The 22,342-nt window shown below is 62.3% G+C and carries 19 protein-coding genes and 1 riboswitch; of the genes, 12 read left to right on the top strand and 7 right to left on the bottom strand.

Features of this window, described 5'->3' with window-relative positions; genetic code table 11:
* Positions 1 to 33: 33 nt before the first annotated feature.
* Positions 34 to 579, bottom strand: a complete 546-nt coding sequence (locus EEB12_RS21965) for a CGNR zinc finger domain-containing protein (RefSeq protein WP_019745002.1) — start codon at positions 577 to 579, stop codon at positions 34 to 36.
* Between the two features lie 68 nt (positions 580 to 647).
* On the opposite strand from EEB12_RS21965, the gene EEB12_RS21960 reads away from it, so the two are divergent.
* The 7 genes from EEB12_RS21960 to metE all read left to right on the top strand — a co-directional run bounded on the left by EEB12_RS21960 (position 648) and on the right by metE (position 8,530).
* Complete coding sequence (locus tag EEB12_RS21960) at positions 648 to 1,595, top strand: EamA family transporter (protein ID WP_019745003.1); 948 nt, start codon at positions 648 to 650, stop codon at positions 1,593 to 1,595.
* A gap of 45 nt (positions 1,596 to 1,640) precedes the next feature.
* Complete coding sequence (locus EEB12_RS21955) at positions 1,641 to 2,597, top strand: ABC transporter ATP-binding protein (protein ID WP_019745004.1); 957 nt, start codon at positions 1,641 to 1,643, stop codon at positions 2,595 to 2,597.
* The gene (locus EEB12_RS21950; RefSeq protein ID WP_019745005.1) at positions 2,597 to 3,391 is read left to right on the top strand and encodes an ABC transporter permease; all 795 of its coding nucleotides are present in this window, start codon (positions 2,597 to 2,599) and stop codon (positions 3,389 to 3,391) included. Before EEB12_RS21955 ends, EEB12_RS21950 begins: the two co-directional genes overlap by 1 nt.
* Positions 3,392 to 4,516, top strand: coding sequence for a sensor histidine kinase (locus tag EEB12_RS21945; protein WP_019745006.1), 1,125 nt, complete (start codon positions 3,392 to 3,394; stop codon positions 4,514 to 4,516). It abuts the gene before it with no gap.
* On the top strand, positions 4,513 to 5,142 hold the full coding sequence (locus EEB12_RS21940) for a response regulator transcription factor (protein WP_019745007.1): 630 nt from the start codon (positions 4,513 to 4,515) through the stop codon (positions 5,140 to 5,142). The genes EEB12_RS21945 and EEB12_RS21940 overlap by 4 nt, the downstream gene beginning before the upstream one ends.
* A gap of 220 nt (positions 5,143 to 5,362) precedes the next feature.
* On the top strand, positions 5,363 to 5,800 hold the full coding sequence (locus EEB12_RS21935; protein ID WP_019745008.1) for a helix-turn-helix domain-containing protein: 438 nt from the start codon (positions 5,363 to 5,365) through the stop codon (positions 5,798 to 5,800).
* Between the two features lie 105 nt (positions 5,801 to 5,905).
* Positions 5,906 to 6,107, top strand: a riboswitch (cobalamin riboswitch).
* Between the two features lie 158 nt (positions 6,108 to 6,265).
* Positions 6,266 to 8,530, top strand: a complete 2,265-nt coding sequence (gene metE, locus EEB12_RS21930; protein ID WP_070796077.1) for a 5-methyltetrahydropteroyltriglutamate--homocysteine S-methyltransferase — start codon at positions 6,266 to 6,268, stop codon at positions 8,528 to 8,530.
* A gap of 58 nt (positions 8,531 to 8,588) precedes the next feature.
* Here metE and EEB12_RS21925 read toward each other — a convergent pair whose 3' ends face one another.
* The gene (locus EEB12_RS21925; protein ID WP_141488498.1) at positions 8,589 to 10,187 is read right to left on the bottom strand and encodes an ABC transporter substrate-binding protein; all 1,599 of its coding nucleotides are present in this window, start codon (positions 10,185 to 10,187) and stop codon (positions 8,589 to 8,591) included.
* Positions 10,188 to 10,361: 174 nt separating this feature from the next.
* Complete coding sequence (locus EEB12_RS21920; RefSeq protein ID WP_041815189.1) at positions 10,362 to 10,976, bottom strand: TetR/AcrR family transcriptional regulator; 615 nt, start codon at positions 10,974 to 10,976, stop codon at positions 10,362 to 10,364.
* A 104-nt stretch (positions 10,977 to 11,080) separates the two neighbouring features.
* On the opposite strand from EEB12_RS21920, the gene EEB12_RS21915 reads away from it, so the two are divergent.
* The 5 genes from EEB12_RS21915 to EEB12_RS21895 all read left to right on the top strand — a co-directional run bounded on the left by EEB12_RS21915 (position 11,081) and on the right by EEB12_RS21895 (position 17,063).
* The gene (locus tag EEB12_RS21915; protein WP_141488497.1) at positions 11,081 to 11,632 is read left to right on the top strand and encodes a MarR family winged helix-turn-helix transcriptional regulator; all 552 of its coding nucleotides are present in this window, start codon (positions 11,081 to 11,083) and stop codon (positions 11,630 to 11,632) included.
* A gap of 109 nt (positions 11,633 to 11,741) precedes the next feature.
* Complete coding sequence (locus tag EEB12_RS21910) at positions 11,742 to 12,941, top strand: homogentisate 1,2-dioxygenase (RefSeq protein ID WP_113683317.1); 1,200 nt, start codon at positions 11,742 to 11,744, stop codon at positions 12,939 to 12,941.
* A complete protein-coding gene (locus tag EEB12_RS21905; protein ID WP_070795794.1) occupies positions 12,938 to 13,807 on the top strand; it encodes a hypothetical protein in 870 nt (289 codons plus the stop codon). Before EEB12_RS21910 ends, EEB12_RS21905 begins: the two co-directional genes overlap by 4 nt.
* Entirely contained in the window at positions 13,804 to 14,994 is a 1,191-nt protein-coding gene (gene fahA, locus EEB12_RS21900) for a fumarylacetoacetase (protein ID WP_141488496.1), read from the top strand. Before EEB12_RS21905 ends, fahA begins: the two co-directional genes overlap by 4 nt.
* A gap of 176 nt (positions 14,995 to 15,170) precedes the next feature.
* Complete coding sequence (locus tag EEB12_RS21895) at positions 15,171 to 17,063, top strand: FAD/NAD(P)-binding protein (RefSeq protein ID WP_258537180.1); 1,893 nt, start codon at positions 15,171 to 15,173, stop codon at positions 17,061 to 17,063.
* Between the two features lie 52 nt (positions 17,064 to 17,115).
* Here EEB12_RS21895 and EEB12_RS21890 read toward each other — a convergent pair whose 3' ends face one another.
* From EEB12_RS21890 to EEB12_RS21875, 4 genes are all read right to left on the bottom strand, one after another.
* A complete protein-coding gene (locus tag EEB12_RS21890) occupies positions 17,116 to 19,539 on the bottom strand; it encodes an ATP-dependent Clp protease ATP-binding subunit (protein WP_141488495.1) in 2,424 nt (807 codons plus the stop codon).
* A 114-nt stretch (positions 19,540 to 19,653) separates the two neighbouring features.
* Complete coding sequence (locus EEB12_RS21885) at positions 19,654 to 20,169, bottom strand: hypothetical protein (protein WP_019745018.1); 516 nt, start codon at positions 20,167 to 20,169, stop codon at positions 19,654 to 19,656.
* A gap of 12 nt (positions 20,170 to 20,181) precedes the next feature.
* Positions 20,182 to 21,381, bottom strand: a complete 1,200-nt coding sequence (locus EEB12_RS21880) for an MFS transporter (RefSeq protein WP_141488494.1) — start codon at positions 21,379 to 21,381, stop codon at positions 20,182 to 20,184.
* Positions 21,378 to 22,280, bottom strand: coding sequence for an NAD(P)-dependent oxidoreductase (locus tag EEB12_RS21875; RefSeq protein WP_141488493.1), 903 nt, complete (start codon positions 22,278 to 22,280; stop codon positions 21,378 to 21,380). The genes EEB12_RS21880 and EEB12_RS21875 overlap by 4 nt, the downstream gene beginning before the upstream one ends.
* Between the last annotated feature and the right edge of the window lie 62 nt (positions 22,281 to 22,342).

Genomic DNA, 22,342 nt, shown 5'->3' with positions numbered 1-22,342 from the left:
CAGCCTGGTTCTATCCCTCCGAACACCGCTTGGTCACGCCCCGGATTTACGGGCACGATAGGCGGCGACGTGCGCCCTGTTCCCACAGTTTCCGGTGTCGCAGTATCGCTTCGAACGATTGCGCGACAAATCCACGAAGACCGCTTCGCAGTCCGGGGCCTCGCACCATCGCAACCGCGAGAATTCGTCGGTTCGGATCAGATCGAGCACACCCATCGCCGCTTCTGCGGCCATCCGGTCCACCAGTGGCGAATCGTCAGCGGTGACGTGCAGATGCCAGCCGAGGTCGTCGTGCCTGGTGAGCCGCGGCCTCGCGCCCGATTCGAGCAGCAGTGTGTTCACCACCTCGACGGCGTCGTCCACTCCCGCGGCTTCCCAGAACTTTCGCAGTCGTGGACGCAGCGCACGAACCGCCGTCAATTCCTCCCGCGTGCCGTCCCGCCTGCCGGTCCAATGATCCGCGTCGAGAAACCGTGTCAGCTCCCCTTGATCCGGAAGCAGTTCAGCCCCGCCGCGGGCCGTGTTGACCAACGACGCGGCGAAGACGAGCGCCGATTCCGTGTCACCAGCAAAATGCACTTTGACTCCTGAGCTCTATCAACCTAATGTCAGCATCGTAATCGCTTTTACTCCTGACGGGTGACGACGTGAACTCTCGCAACGGCTTGATCTTCGCTCTGCTGTCCGCGGCAACGTTCGGCGTCTCGGGCCCGTTCGCGAAGTCTCTCATCGAATCGGGGTGGTCCCCCGGCGGCGCAGTGTTCGCGCGCGTTGCCGGCGGCGCACTGGTGATGATGGTGATCGCCGTAGCCACCCAATGGCCTCGCCTACGACAGGTGAGCGCCCACACGCGAACGGTACTGCTGTACGGGGTGTTCGCGATCTCGGGCGTTCAACTGTGCTTCTTCAATGCCGTGCAACATCTTTCGGTCGGCGTCGCATTGCTTCTCGAGTACCTTGCACCGATCATCGTCATCGGGTGGGTGTGGATAACCAAGGGCGCGCGTCCGAGCGTGCAGACGCTTCTCGGTGCGGCGGTTGCCATGATCGGCGCCGCCGTGGTGATCGACGTCTTCGGATCGGCAGAGATCAGTGCCGTCGGAGTCGCCTGGGGACTGGCCGCCGCGGCATGCCTTGCAGTCTATTTCGTCATTTCCGAACGTGCGGACGGTGATCTCCATCCTGTTGTGCTCGCGGCATCGGGGCTCACGGTCAGTGCAATGGTCATCGGCGCGCTCGGACTCGTCGGCGTCCTCCCACTCCAGTTCTCGGCCTCGAACGCCGTCGTGGCAGACCATTCGGTGAACGTATGGCTGCCGGTGGTGGTCCTGGTCCTGGTCAGCACTGTCATTGCCTATCTCACCGGCATCGCCGCAATCACGCTGCTGGGGCCGACAATCGGATCTCTCGTAGCGCTGACCGAAGTGCTGTGCGCGGTCCTCGCCGCGTGGATCCTGGTCGGGGAATCCGTCACTGCACTCCAAGCTGTGGGTGGCGCAGCAATCATCGCGGGGTTGGTCCTCGCGCGCCTCGGCCAGGTTGCACCGAAACAGATACCGGCCGACCCGATGACAAATGTCATGGCAGAAGAATGACGGACGGACGAGGGATTACGACCTCGAAGCGAGCAGATTCTATGTATGACCTCAGCACAGGCACGGCATTCACCACAGGCACTGCACACACTCACTGAAGGATCGGCACACGACGCCGTCCGGTTGACCGGACTTCGCAAGAGTTTCGGAACCGTCGACGCCGTCAAGGGTATCGACCTGAGCATCCGCCCCGGCGAGATCGTCGCGTTCCTCGGCCCGAACGGCGCAGGCAAGACGACAACCATCGACATGATCCTCGGCCTGTCCCGGCCGACGTCGGGCGACGTGAGCGTCTTCGGAATGTCACCGCGATCGGCGATCGCCCGCGGACTCGTCTCCGCAGTCATGCAGACCGGCGGACTACTGAAAGAGCTGACGGTTGCCGAGACGGTGCAGCTGACCGCCAGCCTGTACGCCCAATCCCGTCCGGTCGACGAAGTGCTGGGGAGAGCCGGAATCCTCGACATCTCCGATCGCCTGGTCAGCAAATGCTCAGGCGGACAACAACAGCGGTTGCGATTTGCGATGGCGTTGCTGTCGAACCCGCAATTGCTCATTCTCGACGAGCCCACCACCGGCATGGACGTCGAAGGGCGTCGGGACTTTTGGTCCGCCATCCGCGCCGACGCAGATCACGGTCGCACTGTGCTTTTTGCGACGCACTACCTCGAAGAGGCCGATGTCTACGCCGACCGCATCATCCTGGTCAGGCAAGGCACCGTGGTCGCAGACGGGACCACCGCCGAGGTCAAGGCGATGGCGTCCGGACGCACCCTGCGCGCGACTGTTCCAGGCATCACCGACGAACTCCTGCGAGCCATACCGAACTCCGACGCCGTCGAGGTGCGCGGTGAGTCACTGCTCGTGCACTCGGGTGACACCGATGCCGTTGCACGGTTCCTGTTGACCAATACCCAGGCTCGCGATCTCGAAATCGTCTCGCGTGGCCTCGAAGACGCATTCATCGCACTCACGTCGAACAACTCCGAAGGACAGAAGTGATGACCACTGCAACCGAAGCGAACACCTACGGAGCCGAGCGAACCGTCGTACCTCTCGGCGGATTCAACACGACGCTACTGCGACTGGAATTTCGTCGCCTGACTCGCAATCGGCGCACGATGATCTTCACGCTCGTCATGCCGGTTGTCTTCTTCCTCGTCTTCGGGCTCGGTCAAGGCGACGACGACCACGGGATCGGGCACGGCAATGTCGCCGCGTACATCATGATCAGCATGGCCCTGTACGGCGCGATGCTTGCCACCACCAGTGGCGGAGCGATGGTCTCGATCGAACGAGCGTCGGGATGGAGCCGTCAACTTCGGCTGACTCCCCTGACCCCGGTCGCCTACATCGCCGTCAAACTGATCATGGCGATGCTGCTCGGTCTCGTCTCGATCCTTGTCGTCTACGTCGTCGGCGCGTTCACCTCGGCGCAGATGGACGGATCACTCTGGTTCACAACGGCATTGATCGCCTGGTTGGGATCGTCGATCTTCGCGGCCTTCGGCCTGTTCATGGGGTATCTACTCCCCAGTGAGAACGTCATGCAGTTGCTCGGACCGGGACTGGCTCTGCTCGCCTTCGGCGGCGGACTCTTCGTGCCGCTCACCGACGGTTCCGTATGGGCGACCATCGCACAGTTCACCCCGATGTTCGGCATCAACGCCCTCGCCCACGCACCGTTGACGGGCAATAGCATTCACTGGACCTGGATCGTCAATATCCTGGTGTGGTTCGCCATCTTCGCCGGCGGAGCGATCTGGCGGTTCCAACGAGATACGGAGCGTGTGTAGTTGTCGCAAACGACTGACCGAGAAGATTCCGTCGCGCTCCCGCGGCGGAATCGTTTCGGCGTTCTCTTCGCGGCGGTCTGGATGGTATTTCTCGGCGGGCCGCTGATCGAGGGATGGAATCTGCGCGACGAACTGCGCGGCTGGACAGGGATTCTCGCGACGGTCGCCTTCGGTGCGCTCTATCTCTACACGTTCGCCACAACGCAGCAGCGGCGTCGAATGACAATGACTCGGCCGACGATTCGCGAAGCTGCACTGGCTTTGGCCGCCTTGACCGCGTTGGCCGCCGTGATGATCGTCAGCGTCGGGCCGACTGGTTTGGCAGCCGCACCGTATCTCGCGGTGACAGCGGTGACGCTGCTGCCGACCGTCGCGGGCGGCATTCTCGCCTTGGTGTTCGCGGCCTCCGTGGAGATAGTCAGCCTCTCGTCCGGGTGGGGGAACTACTCCGGACTCTCGCTCGGAGTCTGCGCGGCCGCATTCGCGACCTGGGGCATCATGTCCCTGATCAGCCGCAACTTCGCCATGCTCCATGAACGCGAAGAGCAGGAGCAGCGGGCAATCATGGAGGAGCGAACGAGGATGGCGCGCGATCTGCACGACATCCTCGGACACTCGCTGACCGTCATCACGATCAAAGCCGAACTGGCCAATCGCCTACTCGATGTCGATATCGAACGTGCGCGCAACGAACTCGACGACCTCGAAAGACTTTCGCGTGACGCGTTGGCAGACGTGCGCTCGGCCGTCGAAGGATTTCGTGGGATTTCTCTTCCCGTCGAAATAGCCCGAGCACGAGAGGCATTGCGTGCGGCTGGTATCGAGGACGAGGTGCCGAGCAGTACCGACATGGTTCCCACGCGTCTTCGCGAACTCTTCGCATGGACGATCCGTGAGGGCGTCACCAACGTCGTTCGACACAGCGGTGCGACCCACTGCCGGATCACGGTCGACGAAAAAAGTGCGTCGGTCGTCGACGACGGGCAAGGGGCCGGGTCGACGTCTTCCGGCAACGGTCTGATCGGATTACGCGAGCGCGCCGGAGCGTCGGGCGCACGAGTGATCATCACTCATCCCCAGCCGCAGGGGTTTGCACTTCAGGTAGTCGAACAGGAGACAGAGTGAACAGCCAGGGCGATCGAGCAACCATACGGCTGCTCTTGGCGGACGACCAGGCGCTCGTGCGAGGAGCGTTGGCCGCACTACTCGATCTGGAATCCGACCTCTCCGTGGTGGCCGAGGTCGGTCGCGGCGACGAGGTTGTGGCCGCTGTTCTCGAACACCGCCCGGATGTCGCGCTTCTGGACGTCGAGATGCCCGGCATGGACGGAATCGCCGCGACGGCGGCCCTTCGCGAGGCAGCACCCGACACCCGAGTCCTGATCGTCACCACGTTCGGACGTCCCGGATTTCTTCGCAAAGCCCTGCACGCCGGGGCCGGCGGGTTCGTCGTCAAGGACACACCCGCCAGGCAGTTGGCCGACGCAGTCAGGCGTGTCCACGCCGGACTGCGCGTCGTCGATCCCACCCTTGCGGCCGACAGCCTCGTCAGCGGCGAGTCGCCCCTGACGGAGCGTGAGACCCAAGTACTGCGCGCCGCTCACGACGGCGCACCCGTGGCAGCCATCGCAGGGGCGCTCTTCTTGTCCGCAGGGACAGTTCGAAATCATCTGTCATCCGCGATGGGCAAGACAGGTGCGTCGACGCGCGCGGAAGCCGTCAGAATCGCCGAGTCGAACGGCTGGCTCTGATCCGCATGGCCGGAATCCACTTCCCCGGCAAATAGTTCGCCGTTCGATTCTTGACGGCGATTTGTCCAGATCACTCAAAGTAGGGACCTTCTACCCTAGGGATTTTCCCTGCAAACAACCCCCTTCGCGAGAATCCAAAACAGCTAATCGTTCGATAACTGGCTATGATGCAGTTAATTGAATCGACGGAGCCTGTGCGTAACGGGGGAAGGGACGTCTCATGTCGAACCAGTTCAACGATCGCTTGAACTCGCTGTTCGAGACTGCCGACTTTCACGTCACCAACGCGATGGTCGTTCGCGGCATGACCGAGTTCGGCTGCCGCATCTCGACGCCGTACCTGTCCCAACTGCGCACCGGCGTCCGAACCAACCCGTCACCCGAAGTGGTTGCCGCCCTCGCCCACTTCTTCAACGTCCATCCGGACTACTTCTACGCCCCGTCCGATCAAACTCCGCCCGCGATCTCGGGCGGCGAGGCGGACCTCTCTCTCCTCGAGCAGCTGCACAACGTGCGCCTGCGAAACCTCACCTCTCGCGTCGTCGATCTATCGCCGTCTTCGCAGGATCTGCTTGTCGAAATGGCGGAGAATCTACGTTCCTCCGAGAATCTTCCGCGCGTACCACCGGACTCGAATTCCTACATGTCACGCGCGTAGCGCCCTTCGCCGACTCTCCTTGACTGCTCAGGGAGGGTTGGCCTTATGCTGGTCGATGCAGCTGGTTCGCCCGGCGCGGTCATGAGGAGCCCCGAAGACCGTTCCCGGCGTCGAAGCCCCGTCAGCGCAAGCTGTCGGAGTGAGAGGGAACCCGGTGAAAATCCGGGACTGTCCCGCAGCGGTAAGCAGGAACGACCGCCGTTTATGTGCACTGGGCATCCGCCTGGGAAGCGACGGCCAGTAGGTTCGATCCAACTCGATCGAGTGCCCGCGAGTCCGAAGACCTGCCGACTGTGTCGGGCACGCCGTGCCCGACGGTCCACCGCCTCGTGGAATGGGCGTGTAGATCTCCATCGGACCTCGTGTGCGGTGCGGGCAGTACTGTCCGCCGAAACTCGAGGTCTCGTGAGGTGTACCCGTCTGCCGGCAGTGGCCATCAATGCATTGGCAATCTGGAGAAACTCCGTGACAACAACATTCACTTCGACCGTGCTGGGCTCACCGCGCATCGGTCCTCATCGAGAACTCAAGCGGGCAACCGAAAGCTACTGGGCAGGGCGCATCGACGCCGACGCCCTGCAGGCTGTCGCCCGTGACCTCCGTCGGCAGGGCTTGGCCGACCTCCGTGACCTGGGCCTCGACTCCGTCCCGGTCAATACCTTCTCCTTCTACGACCAGATGCTCGACACCGCAGTTCTTCTCGGCGCGCTGCCCGACCGCGTCGCGTCGGTCGCCGATCCGTTGGACCGCTACTTTGCCGCTGCCCGTGGGACGGACACCATCGCGCCACTCGAAATGACGAAGTGGTTCGACACCAACTACCACTACCTGGTGCCGGAGATTTCACCGTCCACCACGTTCGCACTCGACCCGTCCAAAGTCTTGTCCGAACTGGCAGAAGCACTTTCCGACGGCATTGCAGCCCGCCCGGTCGTCATCGGACCGGTCACCTTCCTGCTGCTCTCGAAGGCTGTCGGCACAGACGAGCCGCTGCTCTCGCGGCTCGACGAACTACTCCCCCTCTACGCGGATCTACTCGGTCGGCTCGCGAAGGCCGGTGCGAGCTGGGTTCAGTTCGACGAACCCGCCCTCGTGGGCGATCGCACCGATGAGGAAATCGAAGCGGCACGCGCTGCGTACGAACAGCTTTCAGCGCTGTCCAAGCGGCCGTCGATCCTGTTGGCGTCGTACTTCGGTTCGCTGCGTGACGCGTTGCCCGCGCTTGCGTCCACCGGCGTCGAAGGATTTGCCGTCGACCTGGTGGCCGGTCAGGATTCGATCGGCTCCGTACCTGAACTCGCCCGCAAACTAATCGTCGCCGGAGTGGTCGACGGACGAAACATCTGGCGGTCCGATCTGGACTCGGCACTGAGCACTTTGGGTGCCTTGCTCGGCAGCGTGGACACGCTTGCCGTCTCCACGTCGTGCTCCCTGCTGCACGTTCCGTACACACTCGACGCTGAGTCCGATGTCGACAAGGCCCTGCGCTCGTGGCTCGCGTTCGGCACCGAGAAGGTCAAGGAAGTAGTAACTCTCGCAACCGCTCTCACACAGGGCCGAGAGTCGGTGGAGGACGAGTTCGCTCTGGCACGAGCGGCCGCGTCGACCCGCAAGGACGATCGCAGACTCAATGATGCGAGTGTTCGAGGCCGTCTGGACGCGGTGCTGAACTCGGCGACCGGTCGCGCGCCCGCCGCCGAACGTCGCGCTGCCCAGGACGAGCTGCTTTCTCTGCCGCCGCTGCCCACGACGACCATCGGTTCGTACCCGCAAACCTCGAAGATCCGCATCGCTCGCGCAGCGCTGCGCAAGGGCGAGATCGACGAAGCCGAGTACGTCAACCGTATGCGCGCCGAAATTGCCGAAGTTGTTGCGCTCCAGGAAAAGCTGGACCTGGACGTGCTTGTGCACGGTGAGCCGGAACGCAACGACATGGTCCAGTACTTCGCGGAGCAGTTGGACGGATTCTTCGCCACCGCCAACGGCTGGGTCCAGTCGTACGGCACCCGCTGCGTGCGTCCGCCGATTCTGTACGGCGACGTCTCGCGCCCGAAGCAGATGACCGTCGACTGGATCACGTACGCACAGTCCCTGACCGACAAGCCGGTCAAGGGCATGCTCACCGGACCAGTCACCATTCTGGCCTGGTCGTTCGTCCGCGACGACCAACCCCTCGCCGACTCGGCAAATCAAGTCGCACTGGCCATTCGAGACGAGACCGTCGACCTGCAGGCCGCCGGAATCGGAATCATCCAGGTCGACGAACCGGCTCTGCGAGAACTACTCCCACTGCGTGCCGAGGATCAGCGCGCCTACCTGGACTGGTCGGTCGGCGCCTTCCGGTTGGCCACCTCGGGCGTCGCGGATTCCACCGCGATCCACACGCACCTGTGCTACTCCGAGTTCGGAGCGGTGATCGGCGCCATCGCCGGCCTCGACGCGGACGTCACGTCCATCGAGGCAGCACGCTCACACATGGAGGTCCTCGACGATCTCAGTTCGGTCGGGTTCGACCTCGGCGTCGGCCCCGGTGTCTACGACATCCACTCGCCGCGGGTGCCGAGCGTCGACGAAATTGCCGAATCACTGCGTGAGGCACTCAAAGCTGTTCCGGTCGAGCGGTTGTGGGTCAATCCGGACTGCGGATTGAAGACACGGGGGCCGATCGAGGTCGAAGCGTCGCTTCGTAACCTCGTCGAGGCCGCGAAGGTGGTACGAGCGGAGCTTTAGGGGCAAAGCCCCGGTGCGCCTTTTTGGTAGTGGGCACTACCAAAAAGGCGCACGGGGGTCAGCTCAACCACGTGTTGCCGAAGAGCAGAATCCCGTCCGCACTCGGCGTCACTCCGTGCACGTTCTCGCGCCACGGGATGAAAACCTTGCCGGAGTTGACCACGGCCATCGGCGCCGTCTCGTTGACCACGGTTTGAATATCGTCGATGACGGCTCGCCGCTCATCCTCGCCCGACGCTGTTTGCAGCTTGCCGAGCAACTCGTCCATCCGAGCGTTCTTGTAGCCGAGAATGTTCGACGGCGATTCGCTGAACAGGTTGCCGTACATACGCACGAACGGTGACTCTTCCAGCACGTTGAACGCGAAGTAGGACACGTCGTAGTCATGCTTCGCGTACAGCATGGAAATCAGATCGTTGATGCTGGTTGCGTAGGTGATGTCGACCGTGAAACCCACTGCCTGCAAGAGCGACTGAAACGTCAGTGCGCTGCGCTGCGTCGCCGGATCGTTCATACCGACGTACGTCAGTTTTCCGTCGTAACCGTCGGCCTTCGCCTCGGCGAGATACTTCTTGGCCGCCTCGGGGTCGAAGCCGTTCCCGGCCACCGATCCGTGCCACTGCGACCACGACGCGAACATGTCGGTGCCGGGTTCGCCGAAGCCGCCCTGAACTCGCTCGTTGAACGTAGTCGGGTCCACCGCAGCGACAATCGCCTTACGCACGCGCTCGTCCTTCGCTGCCCGATCGTCGCGCTGATTGATTGCCAGAACGCCGGCCATGCTGGCCGAGTACACAAATCCGGGATCACCGGCTTCGAAAGCCTCGTGTATGAAATCGGGAGACTTCAGATAGGCGACCTGAATTCCGTCGGTGTGCAATCCCTCGAGTTTGCTCTTCTCGTTGACGATTGCCGGAAAGCGCAACTTCTCGAGGTACGGTGCCCCGTCCCAGTACGTCGGACGGGCAGCGAGCACCAATTCGTCCTGGGAGGCGAACTTCTCGACGGTGAACGGACCTGCCCCGATCGGGGTGAACGTGCCGGTAGCCATCGACGAGGGCGCGACGATCATGCCGGGACCGGTGGTGAACATGATCGGGAACTCGTCCCACGGCTGCGCCAATGTGAAGACGACCGTACTCGGATCCGGTGAATTCGTCTCGCGCACAGTGGTCTTCCACACCAGCGCGTGAGTTCCCTTCTTCTGCAGATAGTGATCGATACTCCACAGGACTGCCGCACTGTCCATCGGAGTGCCGTCGCTGAAGGTGACGCCGTCGCGCAATTTCAGTGTCCACACCGTGTTGTCGCCGTTGGCCGACAAAGACTGCGCCAAGTGGGGAACGTATTCGCCCGCCGCCGTATCGAAGCGCATCAGAAGGTCGTAGATGGCCGCCATTTCGCTACCACCGGTAGCGCCGCCGTCCTGACGGTCAGCCGGATCGAGACTGCTGATCCCGTTGTAGGTGGCAAACGACACGGTGCCACCCGAGCGCGGCTCTCCCCCGTTGTTCTGGTCACCGACAACTCCGACCGTCACGTCCGATGCATCCGTGGTCGTACCTTGGCTGCTACCGGCGCACCCGGTCACCACCAGTGTCGCCGACGCCAGGACAACCATCCAGATTCGAGAGCGAGCTCGGTACGAGCGCTTCATTGCGACTCACTTTCACAGTTCACGGACACGTCGATCCTTGGATCGGACATCCCGGCAGTTTTGTAAGTGAATTCTAGGTAAGGACGCTCCCTGCGTCTTCGTTTTCACAAAGCTGCAGCGATGATTCGCATTCACAGCGACAGAAACAAGAACTGAATTCTAGAGTGACACCGTTCAGCGAAGTACCAGTCCGATGACGTCTTCGACGTTCCGCTGGGCCTCTGCGAATCCGATCCGGCCACTGGTCCACAGTGCAAGGGCCGTCAACATCGTGCCGCCCATTGCCACGGCCGCAACCCGCGCCGTCTCGGCCGGAATACCGTCCATCAATTCGAACAGCATTCTCCGATGGGCAGCCGCGCGCTGATCCAACGACTCGATCACGAACTGATCCGAGGACGAATGGAGTTCGATCTCGAGTCGAGCGAAGTGAGGCCTACGCTCGAATGCCTTCATCTCGCGGCGATGAAGTGCCAGAACCCGTTCGTACGCATTGCTCTCTTCGCCGCCTGTTCGCGACTCCTCAGGACGACGAGCCGATTCGAGCCCGCTCCACGCCGTCATCGCCGCAGCAAGAAGTTGCTGTTTGGTCGGAAAGTAGCGATAGAGAGTGCCTAGCGCCACGCCTGAACGCTCCGACACTTCTTTCATCTGGATTCGATCCGACGGCATCGCTGCAAGCATCTCGACCACCGCCGTGGTCAATCGTCGTCTCCGCTCGAGTTGCCCCACCGACATGAGGTCGGTATCCAGGGGAAACTCGTCGCTGCGCACAGTCACGCGCGTCACGATAGTTCAGAACCTCGACCGCAGTGCCAGGTTGCGAAGTTTCATCAGAACCCCGAGATCTAGTACATAGATTAATCACCTGCCGATCGCGCTAGGGTTAGTCCATGAATGACCGGACAACCGATGACCAGTCAACCGTCGGCGAACTCAATTTCTGGTCGTTCATCGAACTGGCCAACAAAAAGCTGGCCACCGAACACGGCTTTCGCGATCAGCTCGCCACCGAGGTTCTCCTGACGCTCAACCGAGCCTCCAACGTCGTCACGTACGATCTCGAGTCGTCGATCCACCGCCCTCGAGGCTGGTCATGGTCCTCCTTCCGACTGTTGTTCGTCACCTGGCTGGCCGGTCCGATCGAGCCGAAGGCTGCCGCCGAGCTCACCGGGATGAGTAGGGCAGCGGTCTCCAATCTGTCCAAGTCGCTGCTGGCAGACGGATTGATCGATCGCCGGCCCACCGAGAACGACGGCCGTTCGGTCCAGCTGTACCTGACCGACAACGGCCGAGAAGCCATGGTCGAAGCGTTTCGCGAGCAGAACGAACGCGAACACGCCTGGGTCAGCGTCCTGAGCGAGGCCGAACAGCGAATTCTTGTCATGCTCCTGGAAAAACTGATCACCAACCGCAGCCAGTTCGACGTACGCGGACGTAACTGACATAGACCCGAACCCCCTTGGAGGGTTGCGCCCATCACATCATTTTAGTTAATGTATTAACTATCTGGTGGAGGTGAGCCAGGCAGAACAGCACAGAAGGAGCCCCGTCATGGCGTTCTATCGACAACTCGGCAACATCCCACCGAAGCGTCACACCCAACACCGTGACGAGTCCGGCAACCTCTACTACGAAGAACTGATGGGAGAGGAAGGTTTCTCCTCGGATTCTTCGTTGCTCTACCACCGCGAGATCCCGTCGGCCATCGTCGACGCAACAGTCTGGGAACTGCGCGATCAGAGCACAACCCCCAACCATCCCCTCAAACCGCGCCATCTGAAACTCCACACACTGTTTCCCGAAAGCACCTGGAACGAGACCGACGTGGTAACCGGCCGTCGTCTCATCCTCGGAAATGCCGACGTGCGACTGTCCTACGTCGTTGCGGCGGCGCCATCTCCCCTGTACCGCAATGCAATCGGCGACGAGATGGTCTACATCGAATCTGGCGAGGCGACCGTCGAGACTGTCTTCGGCACACTCGAGGCCTGTGAAGGTGACTACGTCCTGATCCCGATGTCCACAACGCATCGATGGATCCCCAAGGGTGACAAACCACTTCGTGCCTACGCCATCGAAGCGAACAGTCACATCGTCCCGCCCAAGCGCTATCTTTCCCGCTTCGGCCAGCTACTCGAGAACGCACCGTTCTGTGAACGAGACCTGCACGGACCGACCGCGCCCATGATCGCCGAAGGCGCCGACATCGAGGTACTGGTCAAGCACCGCACGTCGGCGGGCATCGTCGGCACCCGAATGGTTTATCCCACGCACCCTTTCGATGTCGTCGGTTGGGACGGATGCTTGTACCCGTACACCTTCAACATCTCCGACTACGAGCCGATCACGGGCCGTGTTCACCAGCCGCCGCCCGCGCACCAGGCATTCGAGGGGAACAACTTCGTGATCTGCAACTTCGTGCCCCGCAAGGTCGACTACCACCCCCTGTCGATCCCCGTGCCGTACTACCACTCGAACGTCGACTCGGACGAGATCATGTTCTACTGCGGCGGAGACTACGAGGCACGCAAGGGTTCCGGCATCGGGCAGGGTTCGATTTCGATTCATCCCGGTGGCCACGCCCACGGCCCACAACCCGGCGCGTACGAGCGAAGCATCGGCGCCGAGTTCTTCGACGAGTTGGCCGTGATGGTCGATACGTTCCGGCCGCTCGAATTGGGTGAGGGAGCGTTGGCCTGTGAAGACGAAGCGTACGCCTGGAGTTGGGCAGGGCGGGGGCCTCAGCAATGACGATCATCTCCCCACTCCTGCGCGGCCTGTGCGACGACGCAGCACTCTTCCCACCCGGCAATGCCCCTCTGGCCGAAGCAGTTCCGGCCCACGCCGCCTACCTGAAGGCAGATTACGACGCACTGGTGGGGCCCTTCGTCTTCCCCGCGCCTCGACTGAGCGAACTGGCTGAGTACGTCTCAGCGGACAGCCCAGTGACGCTGAGCCTGACCGTGCCGGCCGGTCCAGCCGATACGGCGGCGGCACTGTCGAACGCGCTCGCTATCCCCGGCGTCAGCGTCGCCGCCGTCGAAGTGGGAATTCCTGACGGGTTGGACGCCGAAGCCGCCTTCGAGGAACTCGCTCCCGTCCATGCCGCTCATCCCGACCTGGACATTTTTGTCGAGGTACCCCGCGGTGATCGACGCGTGGACTTTCTGACGGCGCTCGAAACCGCCGGGTATTCCGCGAAGTTTCGCACCGGAGGAATTGTCGCCGAAGCGTACCCGGACGAGGACGAGCTCGCCGATGCCGTGATATCCGTTGTCCGAGCGGGTATCCCGTTCAAGGCGACCGCGGGACTGCATCACGGCGTGCGCAATACCGATCCGGAGACAGGTTTCGAGCAGCACGGCTTCCTCAACATCATGGTGGCCGTCAACGCTGTGAGGCGGGGCGCCGACCGCTCGGAAGTTGTTGCTGCTCTTGCGCAACGCGATGGCGAATCGATCGCGCAAGCCCTGGCCGAACTGACCGCGGACGAGGCCGGCGAGGTGCGTCGCCGCTTCCTCTCGTTCGGGACCTGTAGCATTTCGGACCCTCTCACCGAGCTCGAAGGTCTCGGATTGATCGTCCGCTCCGACAAAACCGAAGGAACACTCGTATGACCGTCACGACCATCGACATTCCCGCCGACTCGTTGTTCGGGATCGACAATCTGCCATACGGCATCTTCTCCCCCGCCGGAGGATCACCGCGTGTTGGTGTTCGGGTCGCCGACTCGGTGGTCGATCTCGCAGCGACACTGGGAGATTCCGTCTTCGCCGAACCGACTCTGAATGCGTTCATGGCGCTGGGCCGAGATCAGTGGGTATCGGTGCGTAATCGGATCACGGATCTAGTGACCGGCGAAATAGACTCGGAAGCAGTGTTTCCCGTCGACTCAGTCACAATGCACTTGCCGATCGCGGTGGCCGACTACGTGGATTTCTACGCGTCGGAAAATCATGCGACCAACCTCGGACGCCTGTTCCGACCCGACGCTGCTCCCTTGATGCCGAACTGGAAGCACCTTCCGGTCGGATACCACGGGCGCTCGAGCACCATCGTCGTCTCCGGCACCGATATCGTTCGCCCCTGCGGACAGCGCAAGTCACCCGATCAGGAGAACCCGGATTTCGGACCGTCCCGCCGCCTCGACATCGAGGCCGAAATGGGCTTCATCGTCGGAACTCCCTCGAAGATGGGCGATTCCATCACCCCGGACGACTTTGCCGAGCACGTCTTCGGCGCCGTCGTCGTGAACGACTGGTCCGCCCGGGACATCCAGGCGTGGGAATACGTCCCTCTCGGCCCGAATCTCGGGAAGAGCTTCGCGACGTCCATCTCTGCGTGGGTTGTCCCGTTACTCGCGCTCGAAGCTGCCCGAATCGATACGCCGGTGCAGGACCCCGAACCTCTCTCTTACCTGCGCGGCGAGGAGAAGTGGGGGTTGGACATCGACCTGGCCGTCGAATGGAACGGTCACGTCGTCTCCCGGCCGCCCTACGCCCAGATGTACTGGTCGCCGGCGCAGATGCTCGCGCACACCACTATCAACGGCGCAGCAGCGAGCACCGGCGATCTCTTTGCATCCGGAACCATTTCCGGACCGGACAAGGATCAGCGCGGCGCCTTCATCGAACTGACCTGGGGTGGCAAGGAACCCGTGACCGTGGGCTCCGAGACTCGAACCTTTCTCGAAGACGGCGACACCATCGCCATCTCGGCCACCGCTCCCGGCGTCGGGGGATCACGAATCGGCTTCGGGGATGTTCACGCTCGGATCCTGCCGGCAACGCAAACCGAAAGATAACGATTGACAACTGTTTGATTCACGCTGATCTGATGTCCGGAATTCCTTGCCTCACGATTCTCCGAAGATAAGCTGGACTAACCATCCAGAGCGATCGAGAGTCCTGGCTCCGTGACGTCGCAGCAACCCCCTCTGCTGAGGTGCGGGTGCTTTCTGCCAGGTCCGATGGAGGACTCGTGCCAGGCGATCGACCCCGTACCTCAGTGGGGACAGCAGCTGTCGTCGTGATCGTGGGCGGTGGCCCCCGCGGGACCGGCGTACTCGAGCGAATCCTCGCTCACGAATCGGTGAACGCCGATCCCGTACCGATCGAGATTCACGTCGTCGACCCGTATCCGGCAGGCGCCGGCCGCATTTGGCGAGGCAGCCAGGCGCCGCTTCTGTGGATGAATTCGACAACCGCGGACGTCACGATGTTCACCGACGAGACCACCGCCGTGACCGGCCCGGTGCTGCCGGGTCCGACCCTCGCGGAATGGGTCGCCGAGCACTCGACTGAACTTGCCGAGTTCCCTGAAATCGCGGCAGAAGTTCCGATGATCACCCCGTCGTCGTTTGCATCGAGGTCACTACAGAGCCGATACCTGAACTGGGTGTTCCAGACCGCGGTCGACTCTGCACCAGCGCACGTCGACGTTCGGGTTCATCGACGATCCGTGGTCGACATCGTGAACGTCGGCGAGATACAGACGGTTCATCTAGACGACGGAGTTGTCATCGACGCGACGGCCGTCCTTCTCGCGCAAGGGCACCCCGATGCGTTGGCTACCCCGCGTGAAACCGCGCTGACCAGCTTCGCGTCCGAGCACGGGTTGACCTACGTAGGTCCGGGATACACCGCCGACCTCGACGCCGATGTCATTCCCGAACGCGAACCGGTTCTGATCGCCGGACTCGGGCTGGCTTTCATCGACTGGATGGTTCTCCTCGCCGAGAGCCGCGGCGGCGTCTTCGAACGCGGTGAGGACGGCACCCTCACTTACACTCCCTCGGGTCGGGAACCTCTGTTGTACGCCGGATCTCGTCGAGGCGTGCCGTACCACTCCAAGATTTCGTACTCGATCGCCGACGCGCGGCCACCGCTACCCCGGTTCTTCACCGCTGATCTTGTGCCCGGCGACGGGCCGTTGGATTTCCGAAACGACATCTGGCCGCTGGCGTCGAAAGAATTGGCAGGCGCCCACTATCACGAACTGTTCGCGTCGCACCCGGATCGGACAGTGGGCACCTGGGAGGAGTTCGACACCGAATTCGCCTCGCTGGCTTGGGGATCGTCTCGATTGCAGGAACTGGTCGAGAACGCAGTTCCGAAGCCGGAAGACCGTATCGATCTCGAGCGGCTGAACCGCCCACTCGGCGGTGAGCGCTACGACGGACTTGCCGAGGTCCAATCCCGGATCAACGAATACATCTCGGCAGACGTCGCGCGGAGGTCGGACCCGTATTTCAGCGCCGACGCCGCTGTCTTCTCAGCGCTGCTGTCGACGTACATGACTGTCGGAGAATTGCTGCGGCGCGGCAGAATCCCGGCCGAATCCGTCGCCAAGGACGTCGAGGGTTGGCTTCATTCGTTCTTCAGCTTCATCGCCAGTGGTCCGCCACCCGAGCGACTGGAACAGTTGATCGCGCTCAACGAGGCCGGCATCGTCCAGTTCCTCGGGCCGGATTCAGCGTTCTCCACCGAGATCGACCCGGCAACGGGGGCTGGGATCTTTGTCGCTCGCAGTGCGTCGCACACCGACATCGTGGCCGCGAACACCCTCGTCGAAGCACGCTTGCCGGTTGCTTCCATCAGCGCGAGCGGTGACTCGCTCCTGCGGACGCTTCACGGTCGGGGGGAGGCAGTCGAACTTCGTGCGACCGTCGACAGTTCGGCGAAGCTCGCCGTCGACGGTACTTCACGAATTCTCGACCAGGACAACACAGCTCATCCTCGCCGCTTCGCGGCCGGGCCGTGGGTTGCAGGCCACAACTGGTCGGCGGCTTTCCCTCGTCCCCGTACCAATGCGGGGTTTTTCCGGCACAACGACGCCCTGGCGGCGGAGATTTTGGGCGCTGCGCGCCTGTGAGCGGTTAGGGAGTCCAGAGACTCCCTAACCGCTCACAGGGGCTGTGCCCCTCCTAGCTGAACACCAACTCACCCTCGTCAACCGCGACGGTGATGCTGCCGCCCTCTTCGAGGAGATCATCGAGCAGCATGTCGGCGATCTTGTCGTCGACCACACGCTGAATCGAACGTCGTAACGGGCGAGCCCCGAACTCGGGTTGATGCCCGTGCTCGGCAATCCAGTCCACTGCGTCGGCGGTGAACTCGATGTCGATGCCCTTGGACTGCAACCGCTTCCGGCTGTCGTCGAGCAACAGATCAGTGATCCGGTGCAGTTGCTCGGTGTCGAGCTTGCGGAAGATCACGATCTCGTCGATGCGGTTGAGGAACTCCGGCCGCATCGATTCGCGCAACCTGGCCATCACGCGGTCGCGCAGTGGCTTCTCCGCCGACTCTGCATCACCTGTGGTGAAGCCCAGTCCACCGGACTTGCTCGAGATGATGTCCGAGCCGAGGTTGCTGGTCATGATCACGACAGTGTTCTTGAAGTCCACCGTTCGACCCTGGCCGTCGGTCAGACGCCCATCGTCGAGCACCTGGAGCAAGGTGTTGAACACGTCCGGGTGTGCCTTTTCGATCTCGTCGAGCAGGATCACCGAGTACGGGTTACGACGCACCTGTTCCGTGAGCTGTCCGGCCTCGCCGTAGCCGACATATCCGGGAGGAGCACCGACCAATCGGCTTACCGTGTGCCTCTCACCGAACTCACTCATGTCGAAGCGCAGCATCTTGTTCTCGTCACCGAAGAGTGTGGCAGCCAGAGCTTTTGCGAGCTCCGTCTTGCCGACACCGGTAGGTCCGAGGAACAGGAAGCTGCCGACGGGACGATCCGGATCGCTCATACCGGTCCGGCTACGACGCACCGCACGCGCGATTGCGCGAACGGCGTCATCTTGCCCGATGACACGACCGTGCAGTTCCTCTTCCAGACGGCGCAGGCGATCTTTCTCTGCTTGAGTCATCTGACTGGCCGGAATACCCGTGGCACGGGCGACAACCTGGGCGATCTGTTCAGCAGTCACATCCGGAGTTTCCTCGGAAGGAACCGAGGATCCTGCCTTCTCGAGACGCTTTGCGACGCCGTTGATCTCGTCACGCAGGGTCGACGCCTTCTCGTACAATTCATCGGCGACGGCTTTCTCCTTGTCGCTCTCGAGCTGCTCGAGACGTTGGTGCAGAGCAGCGGTGTCTACCGTGGCAGTCTTCAAACGAAGCCTGGCGCCGGCCTGGTCGATCAAGTCGATTGCCTTGTCCGGCAAGAACCTGTCGCCGATGTAACGTGCCGACAGCTCCACCGCAGCGGTGATCGCCTCGTCGGTGTAGTGGACCTTGTGGTGATCCTCGTACCGACTGCGCAGTCCGCTCAAGATGGCGATCGCGTCCTCGATCGACGGCTCTCCGACCTGTACGGGCTGGAAGCGCCGCTCGAGCGCGGGATCCTTCTCGATGTTCTTGCGGTATTCGTCGAGCGTGGTGGCGCCGACGATGTGCAGTTCACCGCGAGCGAGCTTGGGCTTGAGGATGTTTCCGGCATCCATCGCACCTTCGGCGCCGCCTCCGGCACCGGCGATGGTGTGCATCTCGTCGATGAAGACGATCAGCTCGTCCTTGTGTGCGGTGATCTCGTCGATCACCTTGGTCAGCCGTTCCTCGAAGTCTCCGCGGTAGCGAGTACCCGAGACCATGCTCGAGAGTTCGAGCTGGACTATCCTCTTGCCCACCAACGATTCCGGGACATCCCCGTCGACGATGCGCTGGGCGAGACCTTCGACGATGGCAGTCTTGCCGACGCCTGCTTCACCCACCAGGACGGGGTTGTTCTTGGTGCGGCGGGAGAGGATCTCGATGGTCTGCTCGATCTCGTCGGCGCGGCCGATCACCGGATCGACGCCGCCGTTGCGTGCGCGATCGGTGAGATCGACGCCGTACTTGTCGAGCGTCGGTGTGGTGGACTCGTCTTCGACTGGACCGGCTGCAGGATTCTGAACCGCTGCCTGCAGCTTCTCCGGCGTGATGCCGGCCGAAGCGAGCAGACGACCCGGAACATGATCGGGGTCACCAGCCAATGCGATGAAGAGGTGTTCGGGATCGATGTACGTCGATCCCAGGGCTCGGGCCAGTTGATGAGCCTCGAGTAGAGCGGTTTTCACGGCGCTGCTGAGCGCAGGAGGAGAGTAGGCCCCCTGCTCACGGCCTTGTGGCAGCCGCAGGTCGACGGCGTCGACCACGGATTTCGGGTCGGCTCCGGCGCGCTGCATGAGCGTGCGGACCGGATCCTGCTCCGCCATGACGCGGAGAACGTGCAGTGCATCGAGATCCGAATCACCGCGAGCAGCCGCTACACGTGCAGCGTCAGCCATGAGTTGCTGGGTGGCCCTGCTCATGAGCCGGGAAATATCGATGCGACCGGGACCCTCGGGCCCGAAGAATGCTGGCATTCCGAAGCCTCCTTGCAGAAAGTTGAGCGTTACTGACTCAATTAACGTGCATGGGGCTCGATCAATTCCCGCGGGCTCAGATTTGTTTCAACACCTTCGGGCCACAGATCGTTCTCAACTACCGAAGGATCCGGTAGATCGACCGACCGGGTACGCCTCGACGTGCATGATCACCGATCCCTCGCAGGGACCACTCGCGATGTCGGTACGCCACGAACCTTTCAGACTGCCATCGGGCTGAGGTGTGTAATACGCCTCGGAGTGCGCCGGTGCCCACACCTTGGGCACGCCTTCCCCCTGGTAGCAATCCCACTCCCAGTCATAGGGGTGCACCCAACTGGTTCCGTCCCAGGTGTATCGCGCAGGCTGCGGCAACGTCGGATTGGCGGGAGCCGGACCGCCGACCACTGTGGCGATACAGACTCCGCTCGAGCAATCCGTCTCGAACGTGTATGTATCGGAGAAATCCGGCTCCCACTGGCTGGCGGCCAGACTTGTGCCCGTCTTGGTCGCGGCGAAACGCTTGAGCGAGTAATCACCGGACCAGTTCGCATCCGCAGCCCCCGCGGGCATCGCTCCGGCGACAAACCACGTAGCAACGAGAGCAACCACCAGCAATGACTTTCGCATGCGTGAAGTGAATCACAAGCTATGTCCGAATTGTCGGATACTGACCAGAAGAACACCGACGACGATCAGCACCAGCGAAACCAACGGCAACGCTCCCGCACCCTTGTCCGCCAAGATCAGCCCGCCCACGACGCCGCCCGCTGCGATCGCCGCATTGAAGATCGTCACGAAAACCGATTGCGCAGTGTCCACAGCGTCGCCCGTCGTGTCGGCGAGCGCAGTCTGAAGGAGAGTGGGAGCGCCTCCGAATGCCACGCCCCATACCGCAACGCTGAGTGCGATCACTGCGAAGCTGTCACCGCCGACGCCCAACGCCGTCAAAGCTGCGGCAAAGACCACCAAGCTCAGCACGGTGAGACTTCGAAGGGCCCGGTCGACAAACACCCCGACCACACCGATGCCCACGAAGGCGAAAAGTCCGAACACGAACAAAACGATTCCCAACCGATCGCCGAAACCGATGCGATCCAGAAACGCCGCCAGATACGTGTACACGATGTTGTGCGCGAAGATCCACAAGAACGCGACAAACAGAATCGGTCGTACGCCCGGCAGGACCAGGACTTTCCGCACCGACAGCTGCCGATCCGCTTGTTGCCCGGGAAAGTCCGGCATCACCGTGAGTATCCACACGACCAGAAGTAGCGCAGCAACCGACATCACGGCGAAGACTACGCGCCAATCGGCCAGGGTCCCGAGCCACGCACCCATCGGAACGCCGATTGCCAGCGCGATCGGCTGTCCGACGGAGGCAACCGCAACGGCCCGCCCCTGCAGACGAGGGGGCGCCATCCTGCGTGCGTACCCCGCAAGCAACCCCCACACCACACCTGCTGCCATGCCCGCCAGAAACCGAACACCCAAGGTGAGAACAAGATTCGACGACAGCGCTGTCACCAGATTGAAGACACCGAATCCAACAGTCGCCGACACCAGGACAGCACGCCGTCGCAGTCCTCGGGTCCATGCGATCAGTGGTACCGCCCCGACGACCGAGCCCAACGCGTATGCAGTGACCAATTGCCCGGCGCCGGAGACAGATACGGACAGCCCTGACCCGATCTGCACCAGTAGTCCGGCCGGCATGGTTTCGGTTGTGATTGCTATGAAACCTGCCATTGCGAGTGCCGACAACCCGGCCAGCGGTAGCGTCCGGACGGAATCGGTCTCCGCCAGTGCCGAAGTCGCAGTCCCGTCCGAGTTCGCGCTCACCTCGTCGGTGTTTCGGGACTGCCTTCACCCGACTGGCCGGAACGGACCAGTTCTGCAATCGACGCCCAGTCCATCTCGCCCTGACCGTTCGCCAGAGCCTGAGCGAGCACGCCTCGAAGTACGCCGCCGAACGGCAAATCCAGATCGACGCTGTCGGCGGCGTCGAGCGCAAGCCTCAAATCCTTGAGGCCCAGAGTGGTGGTGAATCCTGCAGGCTCGTACTGACGCGTCGCGACGAGGTTTCCGTAGCTGGAGTAGACCGGCCCCGGGAAGATCGTCGAGGTCAGCAGTTCTACGAGTTGGCTTCCGTCCACACCTGACCTCTCCCCCAATGTGATTGCCTCACCCAAGGATTGAATCGCGGCAAGGATGAGGTAGTTGCCGATGATCTTGACGATGTTGGCCTGCTCCGGACGCTCACCTTGTGGCCACGTGCGAGCCCCGATGACGTCGAGGAAGGGTTGCACTCGCTCGAGGAGGGAACTGTCGCCGCCGGCGATGATGTTCAACTGGCCGGCCTGAGCAACAGAAACGCGTCCGAATACCGGCGCCGCGATGTACCCGATGCCGTAGTCGGCGTGCAGTGCGGCGGCGCGCTTGGCAAGGCCGACGCTGACGGTGGCCATGTTGACGTGCACGGTTCCAGTCGGAACGGATGCGAGTACGGCGGGATCCAGAATGGCCGCAGACACGGCCGAATCATCCGCCAACATCGACAGCACAACACCGGACTGGAATGCCTCGGCAACGGTTTTCGCGCCGGTCGCCCCTTCCGCGACCAATTCGGCCACCGCTTCAGGGCTGCGATTCCACACCGTCACGTCGAAGCCTGCACCCATCAGATTTCGAGCGATGGGACGACCCATCGCACCCAAACCGACCACGGAAACAGAAGTCATGGATTTCCCTCTCGAAAATGCTGAACCATCTAAGACGGTTCAACACTCTCACACAGGTACAG

Origin of the sequence: Rhodococcus sp. WS1, from assembly GCF_003797745.1 — a bacterium.
Taxonomy (GTDB): domain Bacteria; phylum Actinomycetota; class Actinomycetes; order Mycobacteriales; family Mycobacteriaceae; genus Rhodococcus_F; species Rhodococcus_F erythropolis.
Note: the sequence above shows the minus strand (reverse complement) of the source record. Positions and strands in the feature narration are given on the sequence as shown.

Excerpts from the sequence above, each read along its gene's own strand:
- EEB12_RS21955 (WP_019745004.1), top strand. The coding sequence starts at position 1,641 with ATGACCTCAGCACAGGCACGGCATTCACCACAGGCACTGCACACACTC.
- EEB12_RS21950 (WP_019745005.1), top strand. The coding sequence starts at position 2,597 with ATGACCACTGCAACCGAAGCGAACACCTACGGAGCCGAGCGAACCGTC.
- EEB12_RS21935 (WP_019745008.1), top strand. The coding sequence starts at position 5,363 with ATGTCGAACCAGTTCAACGATCGCTTGAACTCGCTGTTCGAGACTGCC.
- EEB12_RS21925 (WP_141488498.1), bottom strand. The coding sequence starts at position 10,187 with ATGAAGCGCTCGTACCGAGCTCGCTCTCGAATCTGGATGGTTGTCCTG.
- EEB12_RS21915 (WP_141488497.1), top strand. The coding sequence starts at position 11,081 with ATGAATGACCGGACAACCGATGACCAGTCAACCGTCGGCGAACTCAAT.
- EEB12_RS21910 (WP_113683317.1), top strand. The coding sequence starts at position 11,742 with ATGGCGTTCTATCGACAACTCGGCAACATCCCACCGAAGCGTCACACC.
- EEB12_RS21905 (WP_070795794.1), top strand. The coding sequence starts at position 12,938 with ATGACGATCATCTCCCCACTCCTGCGCGGCCTGTGCGACGACGCAGCA.
- fahA (WP_141488496.1), top strand. The coding sequence starts at position 13,804 with ATGACCGTCACGACCATCGACATTCCCGCCGACTCGTTGTTCGGGATC.
- EEB12_RS21890 (WP_141488495.1), bottom strand. The coding sequence starts at position 19,539 with ATGCCAGCATTCTTCGGGCCCGAGGGTCCCGGTCGCATCGATATTTCC.
- EEB12_RS21885 (WP_019745018.1), bottom strand. The coding sequence starts at position 20,169 with ATGCGAAAGTCATTGCTGGTGGTTGCTCTCGTTGCTACGTGGTTTGTC.
- EEB12_RS21875 (WP_141488493.1), bottom strand. The coding sequence starts at position 22,280 with ATGACTTCTGTTTCCGTGGTCGGTTTGGGTGCGATGGGTCGTCCCATC.